Source organism: Paenibacillus sp. AD87, assembly GCF_001659845.1.
Lineage (GTDB): Bacteria > Bacillota > Bacilli > Paenibacillales > Paenibacillaceae > Paenibacillus > Paenibacillus marchantiae.
In genome coordinates this window covers 4,044,467-4,061,862 of sequence record NZ_LXQN01000007.1, presented here as the reverse complement: position 1 = coordinate 4,061,862, position 17,396 = coordinate 4,044,467, and the positions used below count along the sequence as shown (strand labels likewise).

Sequence of the window (17,396 nt, the reverse complement as noted above, 5' to 3'; positions counted from 1 at the left end):
TTACGTTTGCGGAACCACACTATATCAGGTATAAGGGTGATTACATGGGTGCAGCAACCCCCGTCGTTGAGTTGAAACAAATCACGAAGCGTTTCCCAGGCATTGTTGCCAACGACGCCATCAGCCTTCAGCTTCGTAAAGGCGAGATCCATGCTCTACTGGGCGAAAACGGCGCTGGTAAATCAACGTTGATGAATATTGTCTTTGGTCTCTATCAGCCGGATGAAGGTTCCATTGAAGTGAATGGCAAGCCTGTCATCATCGACAGCCCTAACAAAGCAATCGATCTTGGCATCGGCATGGTGCATCAGCACTTTAAGCTTGTACAGCCGTTCACGGTAACAGAGAACATTATTTTGGGATCTGAACCAAGGAAGGGTCTCAACATTAATTATAAAAAAGCTGCTGCTGAGGTGCAGCGTCTGTCTGAACAGTATGGACTCAAAGTGAATCCGCATGCCAAAATTCATGACATTTCCGTAGGAATGCAGCAACGTGTTGAAATTGTAAAAACGTTGTATCGTGGTGCAGACATTCTTATCTTTGACGAGCCTACTGCTGTATTAACACCTCAGGAAATCAAAGAACTGATGGTAATCATGAAAAAATTGGTGGCCGAAGGCAAGTCCATTATTCTGATTACACACAAACTGAAAGAAATCATGGAAATCTCCGATACGGTGACGATTATTCGTCGTGGTAAAGTGATTGATTCAGTTATAACATCAGAAACGAATCCGAATGAGTTGGCAGAAAAAATGGTTGGTCGCAATGTCACATTCAAAGTGGACAAAAAACCGGCTACACCAGGAAACAATGTGCTTGAAGTTAGCAAATTGACTGCCAAGAATAAAGAAGGCATCTCAGTACTGAACGAACTCAACTTGAATGTACGTGCAGGAGAGATTGTAGGAATCGCTGGTGTTGATGGTAATGGACAGAGCGAACTGATTGAGGCTCTTACCGGACTGCGTAAAGTAGATAGCGGTTCGATTCGCCTCGAGGGTAAAGAACTGTCTAATCATTCTCCGCGTCATATCTCGGAGTCGGGTGTAGCCCATATTCCAGAAGACCGGCACAAACACGGACTTGTTCTAGATTTTTCTGTGAGTGAAAATATCGTCCTGGAATCATATTATAAAGCTCCATATACGCGTAAAGGATTCCTTAACTTCGATGCGATCAAGAAGCAAGCGAAGCGTCTTGTCGAGGCATTTGATGTGCGTACACCAAGCATTGAAACAAAAGCCCGCTCTTTATCAGGGGGGAACCAACAGAAAGCCATTATCGCACGTGAGGTTGATAAGAACCCTGAACTGCTTATTGCTGCCCAGCCAACTCGTGGTCTGGACGTAGGTGCTATTGAGTTTGTTCAAAAACAATTGATTGCACAACGTGATCAGGGCAAAGCAGTATTGCTGATCTCATTCGAGCTGGATGAAATTATCAACGTATCCGACCGAATTGCTGTCATCTATGAAGGACAGATCGTGGGCGAGGTGCTGCCGGAAGAAACCAATGACAGGGAGCTCGGCTTGATGATGGCGGGCAGCACCCAAAAGAGAGGTACTGTGCATGAATAACGTATTAAAATGGTTTACCCGTGATTCATTTATATTACCTATTGTAGCCATCATTATGGGTCTGATCCTGGGTGGTATTGTCATGCTAATCGGTGGATACAACCCGATTGAAGCGTACAGTGCTTTGTTTACGAAAGTTTTCGGAGACATGTATAACTTTGGTGAAGCAGTTCGGGAAATGACACCACTGATTATGACAGGACTTGCATTTGCATTTGCAGCACGTGCAGGACTGTTTAATATCGGGGGAGAAGGACAATTTCTCGTCGGTATGACTGCGGCGACTTTTGTAGGTGTGAAGTTTGCAGGTCTGCCAATCTACATTCATGCTCCACTGGCTTTGATTGCTGGTGCAGTATTTGGTGGTCTGTGGGCAGCTATTGCCGGTTACCTAAAAGCAGCTCGTGGGGTTAACGAAGTAATCAGTAGTATCATGCTGAACTGGATTGGTCTGTATCTGGCCAACCTGATCGTGCGCCAATTCCTGCTGTTAAAAGGTGAAAATCGTTCGGTGGATATCAGTGATAGCGCATCGATTAGTCTGACATGGCTTTCTGAGCTGATGGGCAACTCCCGTGTTCACATGGGAACATTGATTGCTCTTGTCATGGCTGTGCTCTTTTATATTTACATGTGGAAAACCAAACAAGGGTACGAGATTCGTGCCGTAGGATATAACCCGAATGCGGCAGAGTATGCGGGTATGCATGTCAATCGTAATATCGTTAAAGCTATGTTTATCAGTGGTATGCTTGCAGGTCTTGGCGGTGCATTCCAGGTACTTGGGGTGTTCCAATATCAGACCGTTATGTCGGGCTCGCCAGGAACAGGTTTTGACGGCATCGCGGTTGCGCTGATTGGTTTGAATCATCCGTTTGGTGTGTTGCTGGGTGCGTTGTTATTCGGTACGCTCACTTATGGATCTGCGGGAATGAGCTTTGCTGCGGATGTACCGCCCGAGATTATTCGGATTGTTATCGGTTCGATTATCTTCTTCATTGCGGCACAAGGCATCGTGCGCTGGGTACTTAAACCGTTCTATTCCAAGCGCAAGAAAGAGAAGGTGTTGTAGATGGACTTGTTGACAATTGGGCAAATTATCAATACGACGCTTGTCTTTGCCACGGCATTGATTTTTGCATCCCTGGGCGGGATTTTCTCGGAAAAATCCGGTGTGACCAACCTTGGTCTCGAAGGTTTCATGGTATTTGGTGCGTTTGCTGCAGGGATTGCTGCGCATTATGCACAAGAAGCTGGCATGGGTGGAACGACGTCTGCTTGGATGGGGATTTTGTTCGCGGTTGTGCTGGGCATAGTGGTTTCACTGATCCACGCGGTTGCTTCCATTACGTTTAAGGCGGACCAAATTATCAGCGGTATCGTCATTAACTTTCTGGCAGCAGGAAGCACACTTTATCTGGTAAAGCTGTTGTTTGAAGGATCAGGCGATTCACCATTGGTACAAGGATTCAGCAAGTTTGATGTGCCACTGTTAAAAGATATTCCTTTGCTTGGGGAAGCTTTCTTCAAGAATGTGTACCCGACAACATATTTGGCTATTCTGTTCGTCTTTCTGACGTATTACATTATGTACAAAACCCCATTCGGTCTACGTCTTCGCTCGGTTGGTGAACATCCAAGTGCTGCGGATACCGTAGGTGTTAAAGTGCGTCGTTACCGTTATGTTGCGGTAATGATCAGTGGTGCGCTGGCTGCTATTGGTGGAGCTGCAATCACGCTGACTACGACAGGCACATTCTCTCATAATACCGTTTCCGGCCAAGGTTACATTGCGATTGCAGCGATGATCTTTGGTAAGTGGAATCCGATTGGTGCCTTTGGGGCGGCTGTGTTCTTTGGTTTCTCGCAAGCTATCCGGAACTATGTACAGTTGTTCGAATGGTCTCAAAGTATTCCCCAGGAAATTATTTATATGCTTCCTTACCTACTCACCATTATCGTGCTCGTTGCGGCTGTTGGACGCTCTTCTGCTCCGTCCGCTCTCGGGGAACCGTATGATCCGGGGAAAAGGTAACAACCGAAATTATGTTTTTCCAAATAATGCTCTACTAGAAAAGGTTCGCCTCGTGCGAACCTTTTTTGTTTCACAAAGATAAATAACAGATCCCCAGCTTTCTTAACTGTTATGGAGAAAGACACCCATATTTTCATTTAGGGACAAAGAAACAGGCGAAGCCGACCCTGGACGAATACACTGTTTTGAACGATCCGAGGAGGAGGGGAAAGTATGAAACAACATGTTACGCGTGATGAAGCGATGAAATTAATAGGCAAAAATATTGTCGCGATTAAAAAAGACGGTACTCGGGTGACCGGAAGACTGTTGAAAGTATCGGGCAATAAATTGGTGCTGAAACGTGCAGTTGGCAAAAAAGTACACACCAAAGCTATTTTGCCATTGGTATTATTTGATTTACTCGCTGTCGCAACGCTGCCTTATGCTTACGGCCCTGGCCCTGGATTTGGTTTTGGTCCAGGTGGTGGCCCTGGATTTGGCCCGGGACCAAAACCAGGCCCGGGGTATGGACCGGGATTTGGTGGTGGATATGGACCAGGGCCAGGACCGGGATATGGACCCTATGGACCACGGCCACCAGGCTTTTTCTAGACCGATTTATAATGTTTTTTCCAACTCGTAACAGCGGCTTAACATAATGTATCGAATGGTGATATATCCATTTTTCTGGTAAAATCGAAGACCTTTTGTGTTGCCTTCGTCAACCATCACTTTGGATCTTTTGCAACCACGAGATGCTGCAAAATTCTCGGCTTTGAGCAGCAAGGTCTGACCGTATTTCTTTCGCTGTTCTTTTGTAGCAACAGCCATCATATCCACATACAGCAGTTCGCCGTGCATGAGAAAATGGATGAATGCGACAGCTTCGTTGTCAGGATTCGATGAGACAACAAAGGTCATGCCCCTGTTCATTCGCAGGGGTATTTCTTTGCGTATTTTATTAATTTCAATTTCACTCATATGAGATAGAGGAACAAGTTGAGAGTCAATCAGCCTCATTATGGCGGCATCATCCAGCTTGGATTTACGTTGCCGAATCACCATCGGAAGCCTCCTTTCAGGACCAGTCGTGCTGCTCGTATATCCTATGCCTGAGGCAAGTTGAAAGGTGACTGAATGAAGCATTGGGATTGGGGTAACGTTAAAGATGGAGAATGAAGGATTAGGGACGTTCTGAATTTTTATACAAAAGGGGTATTGACTTATCGGTTAGAGGAATCATATAATGTTCCTAACATTTAACGAGAATATTTCATCGGCTATGAAGAGGACGAAGTTTTAAGGGCTCTTTTGCTCAGAGAGTGGCTGGAATTGCTGAAACCACCACCATTACCCCTTATATACGAGCTCACCTCGGAGCTGTTTTCCTGAAAAGCATTGGATGTCACTCCACTCGCGTATTAGGGAAAATCGTATGTCTGCGTTACAGACAACAGGTATGGAGAACGGGTATATCCGTTTGATCTATCGTTTTTTGTACCTGGTAAGGTCCGTTATTGCGAAATTTCGGACAAAGTTGGGTGGTACCACGGAAGCAACAACCTTTCGTCCCTCGCAAGCATAAACTTGTTTGCAGGGATGGAAGGTTTTTTTTGTAACTTTAAATGTCAGAATGATGTAAATTCCGAGAGGAGGATGACTGATGGGAGCTCAAATTCCAGAAGTACGATCGACAGATGAATTACGTGAAAAATGGATGAAGCCGGAGGTCATTAGCGGTTCCGAAATTCTGCTGAGAAGCTTGTTGCTGGAAGGTGTAGAGTGCGTTTTTGGTTACCCGGGCGGCGCAGTGTTGTACATTTACGATGCGATGTATGGTTTCGAGGATTTCAAGCACGTGTTAACCCGTCACGAACAAGGCGCCATTCATGCAGCTGACGGATATGCACGGGCGAGCGGAAAAGTGGGTGTCTGTATCGCTACCTCCGGACCTGGAGCAACGAATCTAGTTACGGGTATTGCAACAGCGTATATGGATTCCGTACCACTCGTAGTCATTACGGGGAATGTAATTTCCAGCCTGATCGGCTCAGATGCTTTCCAGGAAGCGGACATCACCGGAATCACAATGCCAATCACCAAACACAGTTACCTGGTAAAAGACGTAGAAGATCTGCCACGTGTCATTCATGAGGCATTCCATATTGCGAATACAGGTCGTAAAGGTCCCGTATTGATCGACATTCCGAAGGATGTATCGGCAAACAAAACGTTGTTTGAACCGGTGACTGAACCTGTTACATTGAGAGGGTACAACCCACGGACAGTACCGAACAAACTTCAGGTTGATCGTCTGGCTCAGGCGATTCAGGAAGCGGAACGTCCGATGATTCTGGCAGGAGGCGGTGTAGTTTACTCCGGTGGACACGAAGCACTGTTCGAATTTGTGGAGAAGACAGGCATTCCAATCACGACAACACTTCTCGGACTTGGAGCATTCCCGAGTGGTCACGAATTGTGGACCGGGATGCCGGGTATGCACGGAACATACACTTCCAATCAGGCGATTCAAAAATCGGATTTGCTCATCAACATCGGCGCACGCTTCGATGATAGGGTAACAGGCAAGCTGGACGGATTCGCTCCACATGCCAAAATTGTGCACATTGATATTGATCCGGCTGAAATTGGCAAAAACATCGCAACGGACATTCCAATCGTTGGTGATGTGAAAACGGTTCTCGAAATAGCGAACAAAGAGGTTCAACGTGCTGAACGTGCGGATGCTTGGAGAGATCAGATCAAACAATGGAAACAAGAGAAACCATACAGCTACACAGATTCAGATGAAGTATTAAAACCGCAATGGGTTGTGGAAATGCTCAATGATACAACCAAAGGCGAAGCAATCGTGACTACGGACGTTGGACAGCATCAAATGTGGGCTGCTCAGTATTACAAATTCAACCAACCACGTTCATGGGTAACCTCTGGTGGACTGGGGACGATGGGTTTTGGATTCCCTTCTGCAATTGGTGCTCAAATGGCCAACCCGGACAGACTCGTTATTTCCATCAACGGTGACGGCGGCATGCAGATGTGTTCTCAAGAACTCGCGATCTGTGCCATTAACAACATCCCGGTGAAAATTGTTATTATCAACAATCAGGTCCTTGGAATGGTGCGTCAGTGGCAAGAGATTATCTATGAGAACCGTTACAGTCATATCGATCTGGCAGGCAGCCCTGATTTTGTAAAACTTGCTGAAGCTTATGGTGTAAAAGGATTGCGTGCAACCAACAAGGAAGAAGCCGAGCGTGCTTGGCAAGAAGCTCTTGATACACCGGGGCCGGTCGTTGTTGAGTTCGTAGTACGCAAGGAAGAAAATGTATATCCAATGGTTCCGCAAGGAGCGACAATCGATCAAATGCTGATGGGGGATGCTGAGGAATGATAAGACATACGATTTCGATATTGGTCAACGATCAGCCTGGCGTCCTGCAGCGGGTATCAGGGTTGTTCGGTCGACGGGGATTCAACATTGAGAGTATCACGGTAGGTCAATCCGAGGAACCGGGTTTGTCCCGGATGGTCATTGTAACAATTGGTGATGACAAAACGTTGGAACAGATTGAAAAGCAACTCTACAAAATCATCGATGTCATCAAAGTGGTTGATTTCAGTCTGAAACCGATGGTGGCCCGTGAACTTGCATTGATCAAGGTCAAGGCAGAGCCATCCGAACGTCCAGAAATTCTGGGTGTGGTGGAGACATTCCGCGCATCTGTTGTAGATGTTGGTCCAGGCAGCCTGATTGTACAGGTGGTCGGGGATACAGATAAAATTGATGCGATGATTGAACTGCTTAAGCCATACGGCATTCGCGAACTGTCACGTACAGGCATAACTGCATTGGTACGAGGCAACGTTTAAGCAATTATATTGAGAAAAAAAGCATGGTCTGATGCTTATTCGACGGAACGACAATGATGTGTTAGCAGCATTAAGCTGAGAAATACCGTTCATCTTAGATGAGGTGCCAGTCCCGTACAAGTTGCAATTTAACATTTTAGTGATGTAACGCTTGACTATATAGCCACACACCCGCATTAATGGGCGGGTGTCTGAACGGATCGGATCAGACCAGAGACGCTAAAGCAGGAAAAGCGTGCCGGTCCCTTGAGACACCCGCTCATTAATGAAGGGTTCTTTACAATACAAAGGAGGACTTATAAACATGCCAGTAACTACTTATTATGAACAGGATGCAGAGCTTAACGTATTGAAAGGAAAAACGATTGCGGTCATCGGTTACGGTAGCCAGGGCCATGCCCAAGCTCAAAACCTGCGTGACAGTGGATTGAACGTAGTCATCGGACTTCGTGAAGGTAAATCTTTTGACACTGCAAAAAATGACGGATTTGAAGTTCTGTCCCCGGCTGAAGCTACTAGCCGTGCAGACGTAGTTCAAATTTTGCTGCCTGACGAAACACAAGCTTCTGTATACAAAAACGAAATCGAACCAAACCTGAAAAAAGGCGCTGCATTGCTCTTCTCCCACGGTTTCAATGTTCATTTCGGTCAAATCGTTGCTCCAAAAGACAGCGATGTATTGCTGGTAGCTCCTAAGTCCCCTGGTCACATGGTACGTCGTACCTACGTGGAAGGATTCGGTGTACCGGGCCTGATCGCAATTGAGCAAGATGCAACAGGTAAAGCAAAAGATATCGGTTTGGCTTATGCTAAAGGTATCGGTTGCACGCGTGCAGGGGTTATCGAAACTTCCTTCCGTGAAGAAACAGAAACAGACCTGTTCGGTGAGCAAGCTGTTCTGTGTGGTGGTGTAAGCGCCCTGGTAAAAGCTGGATTTGAAACATTGACAGAAGCGGGTTACGCTCCTGAAATGGCATACTTCGAGTGTCTGCACGAATTGAAATTGATCGTTGACCTGATGTATGAAGGTGGACTTGCAAGCATGCGTGATTCCATCAGTAACACAGCTGAGTACGGTGATTATGTAACTGGACCTCGCGTAGTAACTGAAGATACGAAGAAAGCAATGAAAGAAGTTCTGACAGATATCCAACAAGGTAAATTTGCACGTGACTTCATCCTGGAAAACCAATCTGGTCGTGCATTCCTGACAGCAACTCGTCGCAATGAAGCTGAACACCCAATCGAAGTGGTTGGCGGACAATTGCGTGAGATGATGCACTGGATCAAGAAATAAGCATTCATTTTTAGAGGTTGTTCAAAAAGTCCCCAATTGATCACGAAGCAGCCCACGAAGCGAATTCGACGTCGAATCTTGCGTTCACCTTCGGAGTTCGGTGCTCATGTAGGATTGCCTACACTCTGCTCCTCCTCCTTCAGGTTCTCGCAACCTTCTCGGTGCTGAATCGTTGACTTTTTGAACATGCATTTTTAAGGTAATCTAGCAAACTTACAGCTTAACCGGGAATAGCGGCCGTGCATATGCGTGTGCCGCTATTACTGGTTTAGAGGAACATAAAATAAAAGTCTAGGAGGTGCGAGGCGTGCGTAAAATCTATGTATTTGACACAACGCTGCGTGATGGAGAACAATCCCCGGGGGTCAATCTGAATACTCGTGAAAAGGTGGAAATTGCGCACCAGCTCGAGCGGCTGGGTATTGACCGGATGGAAGCCGGTTTCCCCGCGGCCTCTCCAGGCGATTTGGCGGCAGTTAATGCAGTAGCCAAAGCGGTCAAAAACGTTACCGTCATTGGCTTGTCCCGCTCCAGAGAGCAGGATATCGATGCGGTGAAAGAAGCATTGAAGGGCGCTCAAGACCCGTGTATCCATATCTTTTTGGCAACTTCACCTATTCACCGTCAGCATAAATTGCGCATGGACAGAGCCCAGGTTCTCGATACAGCTCGTTCCGCAATTCGTTATGCGAAGAAAACTTTTTCGAAGCTCGAATTCTCGTTGGAGGATGCAGGTCGGACCGAGTATGATTTCCTCGTTGAGATGGTAAATATGGCAGTGGAAGAAGGCGCAGCTGTTGTAAATATCCCGGATACGGTGGGCTATCTGAGCCCATATGAGTACGGTAATATTTTCAAACATCTTAAGGAAAACGTACACAACATTGATAAGGTGCAGCTGAGTGCACACTGTCATAACGACCTGGGGATGGCAACTGCCAACACACTTGCAGCCATTCTAAATGGAGCCGATCAAATTGAGGGCACCATTAACGGCATTGGTGAACGTGCAGGTAATACCGCGATTGAAGAGATTGCCATGGCACTGGAGACACGTCAGGAATTTTTCCAGGCGAAAACTTCGCTGCAACTTTCTGAAATTGCTCGGACCAGTCGTCTTGTGAGTCGTTTGACGGGGATGGTTGTGCCTGGCAATAAAGCGATTGTTGGTGCGAATGCGTTTGCACACGAATCCGGAATTCACCAGGATGGCATGCTGAAGGAGAAAACAACGTACGAAATTATGACGCCTGAGACCATCGGTTTGAAGGAAAGTAAGCTCGTACTGGGTAAACACTCGGGGCGTCATGCCTTCCGTGAGCGCTTGATTGAGCTCGGTTATGAACTGGAAGATGAAGCATTGAACCGTGCTTTTGCCCAATTCAAAGATCTGGCTGATAAGAAAAAAGAAGTGACTGATGAGGATTTACTGGCGGTCATCGAAGAGAAATTGCAGGATGCACCTGAGGTGTTTAAGCTGGAATCCATCTTTGTGACGTATGGTGATGAATCCACTCCAACGGCTAAAGTTCGTATTGCTACACTTGATGGTGATACGGTGGAACAACAGGCAGAAGGAAATGGATCGGTAGATGCCATCTATAATGCGATTGACCAAGTGAGCGGAGAAGAAGTAACGTTATCCGACTACTCAATCAAATCCGTTACGCATGGTAAGGACGCATTGGGTGAGGTACACGTCGTACTTACTCAAAACCAAATATCTGTACAAGGACGTGGTGTAAGTACTGATATTCTGGGTGCCAGCGCACGTGCTTATGTCGATGGATTAAACAAATTGATTGAGAAACGCAAGACTTATACAAATCGCGTTAATGTGAACCTGTAACACATCATTTGCAGCAAGCAAAGCTCTTCATTGGACTGGAATTCGTCTGGCTGGAGAAGCTGGGGTGGAGTTCTTGGCCCTATGTATTGTAGTTCAGTGAGGTACATAAAAAGTCTGACCCTCAAAATTTGAAGGTCAGACTTTTTTGTTGTTACGTATAGGATAATTGCATTATTATTTAGAGCATTTTCATTGAAATGACGTACTCAGTTAAGCCGATAAGCTTTTACCAAGCGTATGCGTTCGGAGCTTGTCCTCCCGGACCTGGGAAGATTTCATCCAAACGTTTGAGGACCGCTTCATCCAAAGGTACATCCAAACATTTGAGTGCAGTTTCAAACTGCTCCAGCGTACGCGGCCCAATAATGGGTGCGGTAACTGCCGGATTGGCGGCAACCCAAGCCAAAGCAATGGTATCCTGCGGTTCGCCGAGTTCGCGGCAAAGTGCTGCGAATTGTTCCAACTGAGTTTGATGGGACTCAATTCGTTCAGCAATGCCACCACTGCGTGTACCTTCCAGCTTCTGGAGCGCATTTCGTCCAAGTAACCCACCATCAAGCGGACTCCATGGAATAACGCCAAGGCCCAGTTCTTTTGCTGCGGGCAGCACTTCGAGCTCAGGCAAACGGCAGTTAAGACTGTATTTATGCTGCTCGGACACAAGACCGAGGAAATGGCGATTTTTGGCTTCGCTTTGGGCAACGGCAATCTGCCAACCAGCAAAGTTACTCGAACCTACATAACCAATTTTGCCTTGATGAACAGCGTTCTCAAACGCGCCCCACAGCTCGTCCCACGAGATGGCGGGATCAACATGGTGCATCTGGTACAGTTCAACATGATCAGTTTGCAGGCGGCGGAGGGAACCCTCCAGATGCCTTCTGATTTTGTAGGCGGAGAGACCTGCATCATTGTTTGGACCGTCTGTATCATCATGCATGGAGCCATAAACTTTGGTTGCAAGAACGACTTTTTCACGTCTGCCGCCGCCCTGTTTAAACCAGCGTCCAATGATCTCCTCGGTGAGACCTGAATTTTCGCCCCAGCCGTAAATGTTAGCGGTATCAAAAAAGTTCACACCAGCATCGAGTGCCGCATCCATGATACGGAATGCCTCTTTTTCGTCTGTAGCAGGACCAAAGTTCATCGTGCCGAGACAGATCCGGCTGACTTTAAGACCTGATTTTCCCAAGTACGTGTATTGCATGATTGCAATCCCTCCTGAGTTACCTGAATTTGTCTTCAGGCTTTATTTTAACTCAGTCAGAGGTACAGAACAACCAATCTTAAATCGCTTATAGGTAAAAACTATTAAAGTCATAGATTGTATATCTTGGTCAAATGACCTCTGAATATGATACAAAGGAGAGAGTTAAAAATGACACGTAAATCATTGAAGTGAATAACCGAATGAATGGATATAAGGAGTGGACAACCCATGGCAAACGTGAAAAAAATTGCAGTTATCGCAGGTGACGGAATTGGTCCTGAAGTCGTAGCAGAGGCAGAGAAAGTTCTGAAACGTACGGAGGAAGTGTTCGGATACCGTTTTGAGACAGAGCATGCGCTGTTTGGTGGAATCGCTATTGATGAGAAAGGTACACCGCTTCCTGAAGAAACACTGACAGTATGTAAGAGTGCAGATGCTGTGCTGCTCGGAGCCGTTGGTGGTCCAAAATGGGACAACAACAGCAAGGAATTACGTCCGGAAACAGGCTTGCTCGGCATCCGCAAAGCACTTGGATTGTTCTCAAATCTGCGTCCGGCAGTGGTATTTGATTGCTTGAAGGATGCTTCCACCTTGAAACCGGAAGTGCTGGAAGGTACGGATCTGATGGTCGTGCGTGAGTTGACCGGGGGAATCTACTTTGGTGAAAAGTTCAGACGTGAAGGTGCACAAGGCGAAGAAGCAGTGGATACATGCGTATATAATGTAACTGAAGTGGAGCGCATCGTTCGTCAGGCTTTTGTAATTGCCCAAGGACGTAGCAAAAGATTGGCTTCGGTAGATAAAGCTAACGTGCTGGAAACTTCCCGTCTTTGGAGAGAAGTCGTTAACCGTGTAGCACCGGAATATCCGGATGTTGAAGTGGAACATGTGCTTGTAGACAACTGTGCAATGCAGTTGCTGCGTCGTCCATCCAGCTTTGACGTTATTGTGACTGAAAATATGTTCGGAGATATCCTTAGTGATGAAGCAGCGATGCTGACAGGTTCGATCGGCATGCTGGCATCTGCATCGCTGGGTGAAGGCAGCTTTGGTCTGTATGAGCCAGTACACGGTTCAGCACCGGATATCGCAGGTCAAGGACTGGCGAACCCGATCGCAACGATCCTTTCGCTGGCATTGATGTTCCGTACAACCTTTGGTTATGCAGAAGGTGCTGATGCAATTGAAGCAGCTGTGTCTGATGTGCTGAATGCGGGACATCGTACAAGCGATATCGCTGTAGACAAGAGCAAAGCGATCAGCACGACGGAAATGGGCGATCTGATCGTCGCGGCAATTCAGAAACAGGCTTAATAATAGTAAGAACAGTACAGCCCTTTGCTCCGATCCGGAATTGCAGAGGGCTGTTCCTTTATGAATTTTGCCACGAAAAATCCTTATTTATAATTATTATAATAAAACAACGATTATAATCTTGACTTTGAGAAGTCCGGATGATAACATTTTACTTGTACTTGTTATCAAGTAACAAACCCATTTTAATTACAGGAAAAGCGTTCTCGTTTTTCTTGATGATGAGCATTCAACTTGAGTGCTTACATAATCCCAAAGGAGGAATTGTTAGTTATGGCAGAACGTTTGGTTGGTAGACCCGCACCGGATTTTGCAATGGAAACAGTATCGGGAGATGGACAAGACTTTGGTTCCGTAAAACTGTCCGATTATCGTGGCAAATGGCTCGTATTTTTCTTTTATCCTTTGGATTTCACTTTTGTGTGCCCAACTGAAATTACAGCTTTGAGTGATGCTGCTGAGCAATTCAAAGCTTTGGATACTGAAGTTCTTGGCGTGAGCGTTGACTCCGTACACAGCCACAAAGCTTGGATCAACACACCTAAAGACAGCAATGGTCTTGGTCAATTGAACTTCCCACTAGCTTCCGACATCACGAAACAAGTTGCTAAAGATTATGGCATTCTGATCGAAGAAGAAGGCGTTGCACTGCGCGGCTTGTTTATCATCGATCCAGAAGGCGAATTGAAATACCAAGTCGTTAACCACAATGATGTAGGCCGTAGTGTTGAAGAAACACTTCGTGTACTGCAAGCTCTGCAATCCGGTGGATTGTGTGCAATGAACTGGAAACCAGGCGACAACAACCTGTAAGCCTGATTGAACTTGAACGTTTATTGTTCAAGCCCTCATCCCTCATGGGATTGAGGGCTTTTTGCACCCTTTTGCGAGAATATAAGGCCTAAAGGAAGAAAAGTGTTTAAACAGGGACGTAAACGTGGTAATGATGTAATAGAAGAAAGCCTTCATTTTATCTCTGGAAAGAGGAATCGAAGGGCCTTAAGGCGAATAGGGTATGGAAACCCGGTAAATATTCCGGTGCTCTGCATTTATAATTTGTACATGAATGTGATACACTGATGGAACTATTCCTTTTTCGGAAGTGCTTGAAGTGTACGGGACTGCTATCCATTAAAAAGTCTCGGCACGTTATAAGGAGGGTGAACAAAAATGAGTTACTGTTGTGGGGCAAGTATGGTGGGAACAAAGGGCACGCTGAAGCATTACCGCACCCAGGTTCATAATGTTCCCCTGCTGTTTTGTCCGGTGTGTCACCGGGTAGAAGTGCATTATAAAGTGGAAAATGAATATGAAATTTTGGCTGAATATGCGCATGGAGATGGTGCGTCGGAGATTGATTTTCAAGATTACGTGACGGAAGACGAAGATGCGATTTTTGAAAATTGCGTGAATCGTGAAAGCGAGGATGCTATGGTCATTGTGCAGCGTCAGATCGACATGTCTCTGGATCTACTTCGTCTTGCCAAGGAAATGAAGGATGAGAAGTGGGAAAGTGAACTCAAGCGTCGCTTAGCCGTCATGAGTCAGCGCAGACTCAAAATTCAGCATAACAAGAGTGGACTATAGATTGAATTTAATTATTTAAAATTTAAACTGTACAAACGGAGCTTATTCGCTAATCGAGCGAAAAAGCTTCGTTTTTGTTGTATATAGAAACTAATTCACGGTTTTTCTTAAAATAATTTCCATTCGACACTTTCTCCGATTGACTCCCTTCTATAAACTTGTCTATGATAAAAACAGACTTGCAAAGAGGCGGAGCAAAAAATGTTCGTGTTTGGGAATAGGAGAAGGTTAGAATGGAACAGACGTATAATGTTTTCCGGATCGACTCTTGGTTACCCGGAATAGACCAGCTTGGGTTCCGGACATGCCATCCATATTTTCGGCTCAGCCCCCTAATGAAAGGGCACCGGTAATGAAAAATAAAATCGGCCCTTCCTGTTTCTGTGATGATATGATGTCCGAATGGCAAGTTTATCATTTACGTGAAAAGGAGGAACCTGACATGATTAGTGAATTTCAGGATACAGTGCCTCGACCAACGAATGGATTCCCGCCTGTACATCTGGATAACAACAAGTATGAGAATGTCCTGGAGCATCTGGATAGCGGTATAATGTTGTTTGACAGTAACGGTGTATTGACGTTTATTAACGTTCAAATGGCAAAATTGTTGGAGCTTCCTAGGAGTCTATTGAGCGGATGCACCCTGATGCAAATGCTGCATCATCCACAGATGAGCCGATTCAAGAAAAAGAAAATTTTACGAATCTATCGGGAAACTATCTTTCATCGTAAGCGCTATCATGAATTGATTGATGAGTATGGCAGGCATTGGCTGGTTACAGTAACGTACGGGGATCAGATGGATGGGGACTTCCTCTTCAGTGTGAAGGATGTTTCCGATTATAAACAGATTGAGCAGACCGCTTATCAGAATGACAAACTTGCAATGTTGGGGCGGATTTCGGCATCGATTGCCCATGAGATTCGCAATCCTTTGACGGCTATACGCGGATTTATCCAGTTGCTTCGTCCTCATTTGTTGCAATTGGGGAAAGACGAGTACGCTCGAATCATTCTAACGGAGATTGACAGGGCGAACGACATTATCTACGAATTTCTGAATTCCTCGAAACCGTCAGCTCCTCAGAAGACCATTATTTCTGTTAACTCTTTGCTCAAAGAGGTGGTCTTGCTGACAGAAAGCGAAGGATTGATGAAGGGGTGCGAGATCACCCTGGATGAAGCAGAAGTGCCGTTAAATGTGTCCATTGATGTCAAACAGATTAAGCAGGTAATTTTGAATATGGTTAAAAACGCAATGGATGCCATCGAGGATGTGGGCGAAGAGCATACTGGCTTGATTCAGATCTCTACGGGAACCGAGAACAAGTATGTGCAGATCTCCATTGCTGATAATGGACAGGGAATGGACCACAACACCCTTGTGCGCCTGTTTGACCCGTTTTTCACTACCAAGGAGAGCGGAACAGGGCTGGGACTTTCCGTGAGTTACCGCATTATCAAAAATCACGGAGGCAATATTTCTGTGGATAGCAAAAAAGGTGAAGGCACTCGGTTCATCATTATGCTTCCTTTGGTGTAAAGACAAGAGTTATGCGAACAGGAATTGGCTAACCCGCCGATTCCTGTTGTTTTTTGTTGCGACGATTAGGGTTATAGTTAGAATGAATGCGAATACATAGCTCAATTTACGGGAGGAAGAACCAATTATGAATATCCAGGGAATGGAACAAATGAACAAACAGCTAATGGACCATGTAGGGAAGATCATTGTGGGCAAAGACCATACGATTGAGCTTGTGATGACAGCCATTATTGCCTCAGGGCATGTCCTGCTGGAGGACGTACCTGGTACGGGGAAAACCATGTTAGCCAAATCAGTAGCCTCTTCACTGGATTGTACCTTCCAGCGTATTCAGTTCACACCGGATCTTTTGCCATCCGATTTGACAGGTATTCATTTTTTTAACCAAAAAGAAGGGGACTTTGAATTCAGACCTGGCCCCCTGTTTGCCAACTTGGTGCTGGCAGATGAGATTAACCGGGCTACACCGCGTACCCAATCCAGTTTGCTGGAGTGTATGGAGGAACGGCAGATCAGTATTGATGGTTCAACCAGACAGCTGGAACGACCATTTATCGTCATTGCCACACAAAACCCGGTAGATAACCAGGGAACTTTTCCATTACCCGAGGCACAGATGGATCGTTTCATGATGAAGATCCGAATGGGCTATCCAAGCAGTGAAGAAAGTGTAGAAATTCTGAGACGTACGGTAGCGAGCCTTTCTGTTGCCGATCTGTCCGCTATCATTAGTCGCGAGCAGCTGCTTGAGGCACAGAGCACTTATACTTCGGTCCAAATCGACGAAGATCTATTACGATATATTATCCGTCTGACAGAAGCGACTAGGCAGCATCCCGAGCTTTCACTGGGCGTAAGCCCACGAGGAGCTCAGGCGTTGCTCAAGGCAAGTCAGGCCTGGGCTGCTTTACATGGCAGAGACTTCGTTCTCCCTGATGATATTAAATTATTGGCGGAGCCCGTGTTAGCCCATCGGCTTGTATTCCGCAACCGGGTGAGACAACAAGAGGGCTTGGCGGAGCGTATTATTCAGGAACTTCTGAGCCAGACTGAAGTGCCGACGGAGAATCTTGCTACAGGCAGCGGGCGATAACAT

At 46.0% G+C, this 17,396-nt stretch carries 15 protein-coding genes; 13 read left to right on the top strand and 2 right to left on the bottom strand.

The genetic code is table 11. The annotated features are described in order from the left end of the window. Positions 1-44 precede the first annotated feature (44 nt). The 4 genes from gpAD87_RS17705 to gpAD87_RS17690 all read left to right on the top strand — a co-directional run bounded on the left by gpAD87_RS17705 (position 45) and on the right by gpAD87_RS17690 (position 4,212). Positions 45-1,583 (top strand): ABC transporter ATP-binding protein, encoded by a 1,539-nt coding sequence (locus gpAD87_RS17705; protein ID WP_064639494.1) that lies wholly within the window; start codon positions 45-47, stop codon positions 1,581-1,583. After that, complete coding sequence (locus gpAD87_RS17700) at positions 1,576-2,655, top strand: ABC transporter permease (protein WP_063564194.1); 1,080 nt, start codon at positions 1,576-1,578, stop codon at positions 2,653-2,655. The genes gpAD87_RS17705 and gpAD87_RS17700 overlap by 8 nt, the downstream gene beginning before the upstream one ends. Then, positions 2,656-3,618 (top strand): ABC transporter permease, encoded by a 963-nt coding sequence (locus tag gpAD87_RS17695; RefSeq protein WP_064639492.1) that lies wholly within the window; start codon positions 2,656-2,658, stop codon positions 3,616-3,618. Positions 3,619-3,831: 213 nt separating this feature from the next. Next, positions 3,832-4,212 (top strand): hypothetical protein, encoded by a 381-nt coding sequence (locus gpAD87_RS17690; RefSeq protein ID WP_064639490.1) that lies wholly within the window; start codon positions 3,832-3,834, stop codon positions 4,210-4,212. A 6-nt stretch (positions 4,213-4,218) separates the two neighbouring features. Here gpAD87_RS17690 and gpAD87_RS17685 read toward each other — a convergent pair whose 3' ends face one another. Beyond that, complete coding sequence (locus gpAD87_RS17685; protein ID WP_063564332.1) at positions 4,219-4,662, bottom strand: GNAT family N-acetyltransferase; 444 nt, start codon at positions 4,660-4,662, stop codon at positions 4,219-4,221. Positions 4,663-5,263: 601 nt separating this feature from the next. Between gpAD87_RS17685 and ilvB the strand changes: the two genes are divergently transcribed. From ilvB to gpAD87_RS17665, 4 genes are all read left to right on the top strand, one after another. Beyond that, on the top strand, positions 5,264-7,015 hold the full coding sequence (gene ilvB / locus gpAD87_RS17680) for a biosynthetic-type acetolactate synthase large subunit (RefSeq protein WP_063564197.1): 1,752 nt from the start codon (positions 5,264-5,266) through the stop codon (positions 7,013-7,015). After that, positions 7,012-7,494, top strand: a complete 483-nt coding sequence (ilvN, locus tag gpAD87_RS17675) for an acetolactate synthase small subunit (RefSeq protein WP_024628317.1) — start codon at positions 7,012-7,014, stop codon at positions 7,492-7,494. The genes ilvB and ilvN overlap by 4 nt, the downstream gene beginning before the upstream one ends. Before the next feature lie 304 nt (positions 7,495-7,798). Then, positions 7,799-8,791: a ketol-acid reductoisomerase gene (ilvC, locus tag gpAD87_RS17670; RefSeq protein ID WP_053780427.1), complete on the top strand. Its 993-nt coding sequence runs from the start codon at positions 7,799-7,801 to the stop codon at positions 8,789-8,791. A gap of 307 nt (positions 8,792-9,098) precedes the next feature. Next, positions 9,099-10,640, top strand: coding sequence for a 2-isopropylmalate synthase (locus gpAD87_RS17665; protein ID WP_064639488.1), 1,542 nt, complete (start codon positions 9,099-9,101; stop codon positions 10,638-10,640). Between the two features lie 226 nt (positions 10,641-10,866). Here the strand turns inward: gpAD87_RS17665 and gpAD87_RS17660 are convergent, their stop codons facing one another. Continuing rightward, positions 10,867-11,847: an aldo/keto reductase gene (locus tag gpAD87_RS17660; RefSeq protein ID WP_064639486.1), complete on the bottom strand. Its 981-nt coding sequence runs from the start codon at positions 11,845-11,847 to the stop codon at positions 10,867-10,869. Between the two features lie 231 nt (positions 11,848-12,078). Between gpAD87_RS17660 and leuB the strand changes: the two genes are divergently transcribed. The 5 genes from leuB to gpAD87_RS17635 all read left to right on the top strand — a co-directional run bounded on the left by leuB (position 12,079) and on the right by gpAD87_RS17635 (position 17,393). Then, positions 12,079-13,164, top strand: coding sequence for a 3-isopropylmalate dehydrogenase (gene leuB, locus gpAD87_RS17655; RefSeq protein WP_064639484.1), 1,086 nt, complete (start codon positions 12,079-12,081; stop codon positions 13,162-13,164). Between the two features lie 273 nt (positions 13,165-13,437). Continuing rightward, positions 13,438-13,977: a peroxiredoxin gene (locus gpAD87_RS17650; RefSeq protein ID WP_024628322.1), complete on the top strand. Its 540-nt coding sequence runs from the start codon at positions 13,438-13,440 to the stop codon at positions 13,975-13,977. A 357-nt stretch (positions 13,978-14,334) separates the two neighbouring features. Next, on the top strand, positions 14,335-14,751 hold the full coding sequence (locus tag gpAD87_RS17645) for a hypothetical protein (protein ID WP_024628323.1): 417 nt from the start codon (positions 14,335-14,337) through the stop codon (positions 14,749-14,751). Between the two features lie 442 nt (positions 14,752-15,193). Further along, positions 15,194-16,297 (top strand): ATP-binding protein, encoded by a 1,104-nt coding sequence (locus gpAD87_RS17640; protein ID WP_063564200.1) that lies wholly within the window; start codon positions 15,194-15,196, stop codon positions 16,295-16,297. A 127-nt stretch (positions 16,298-16,424) separates the two neighbouring features. Then, the gene (locus gpAD87_RS17635) at positions 16,425-17,393 is read left to right on the top strand and encodes an AAA family ATPase (RefSeq protein ID WP_064639482.1); all 969 of its coding nucleotides are present in this window, start codon (positions 16,425-16,427) and stop codon (positions 17,391-17,393) included. Positions 17,394-17,396 lie beyond the last annotated feature (3 nt).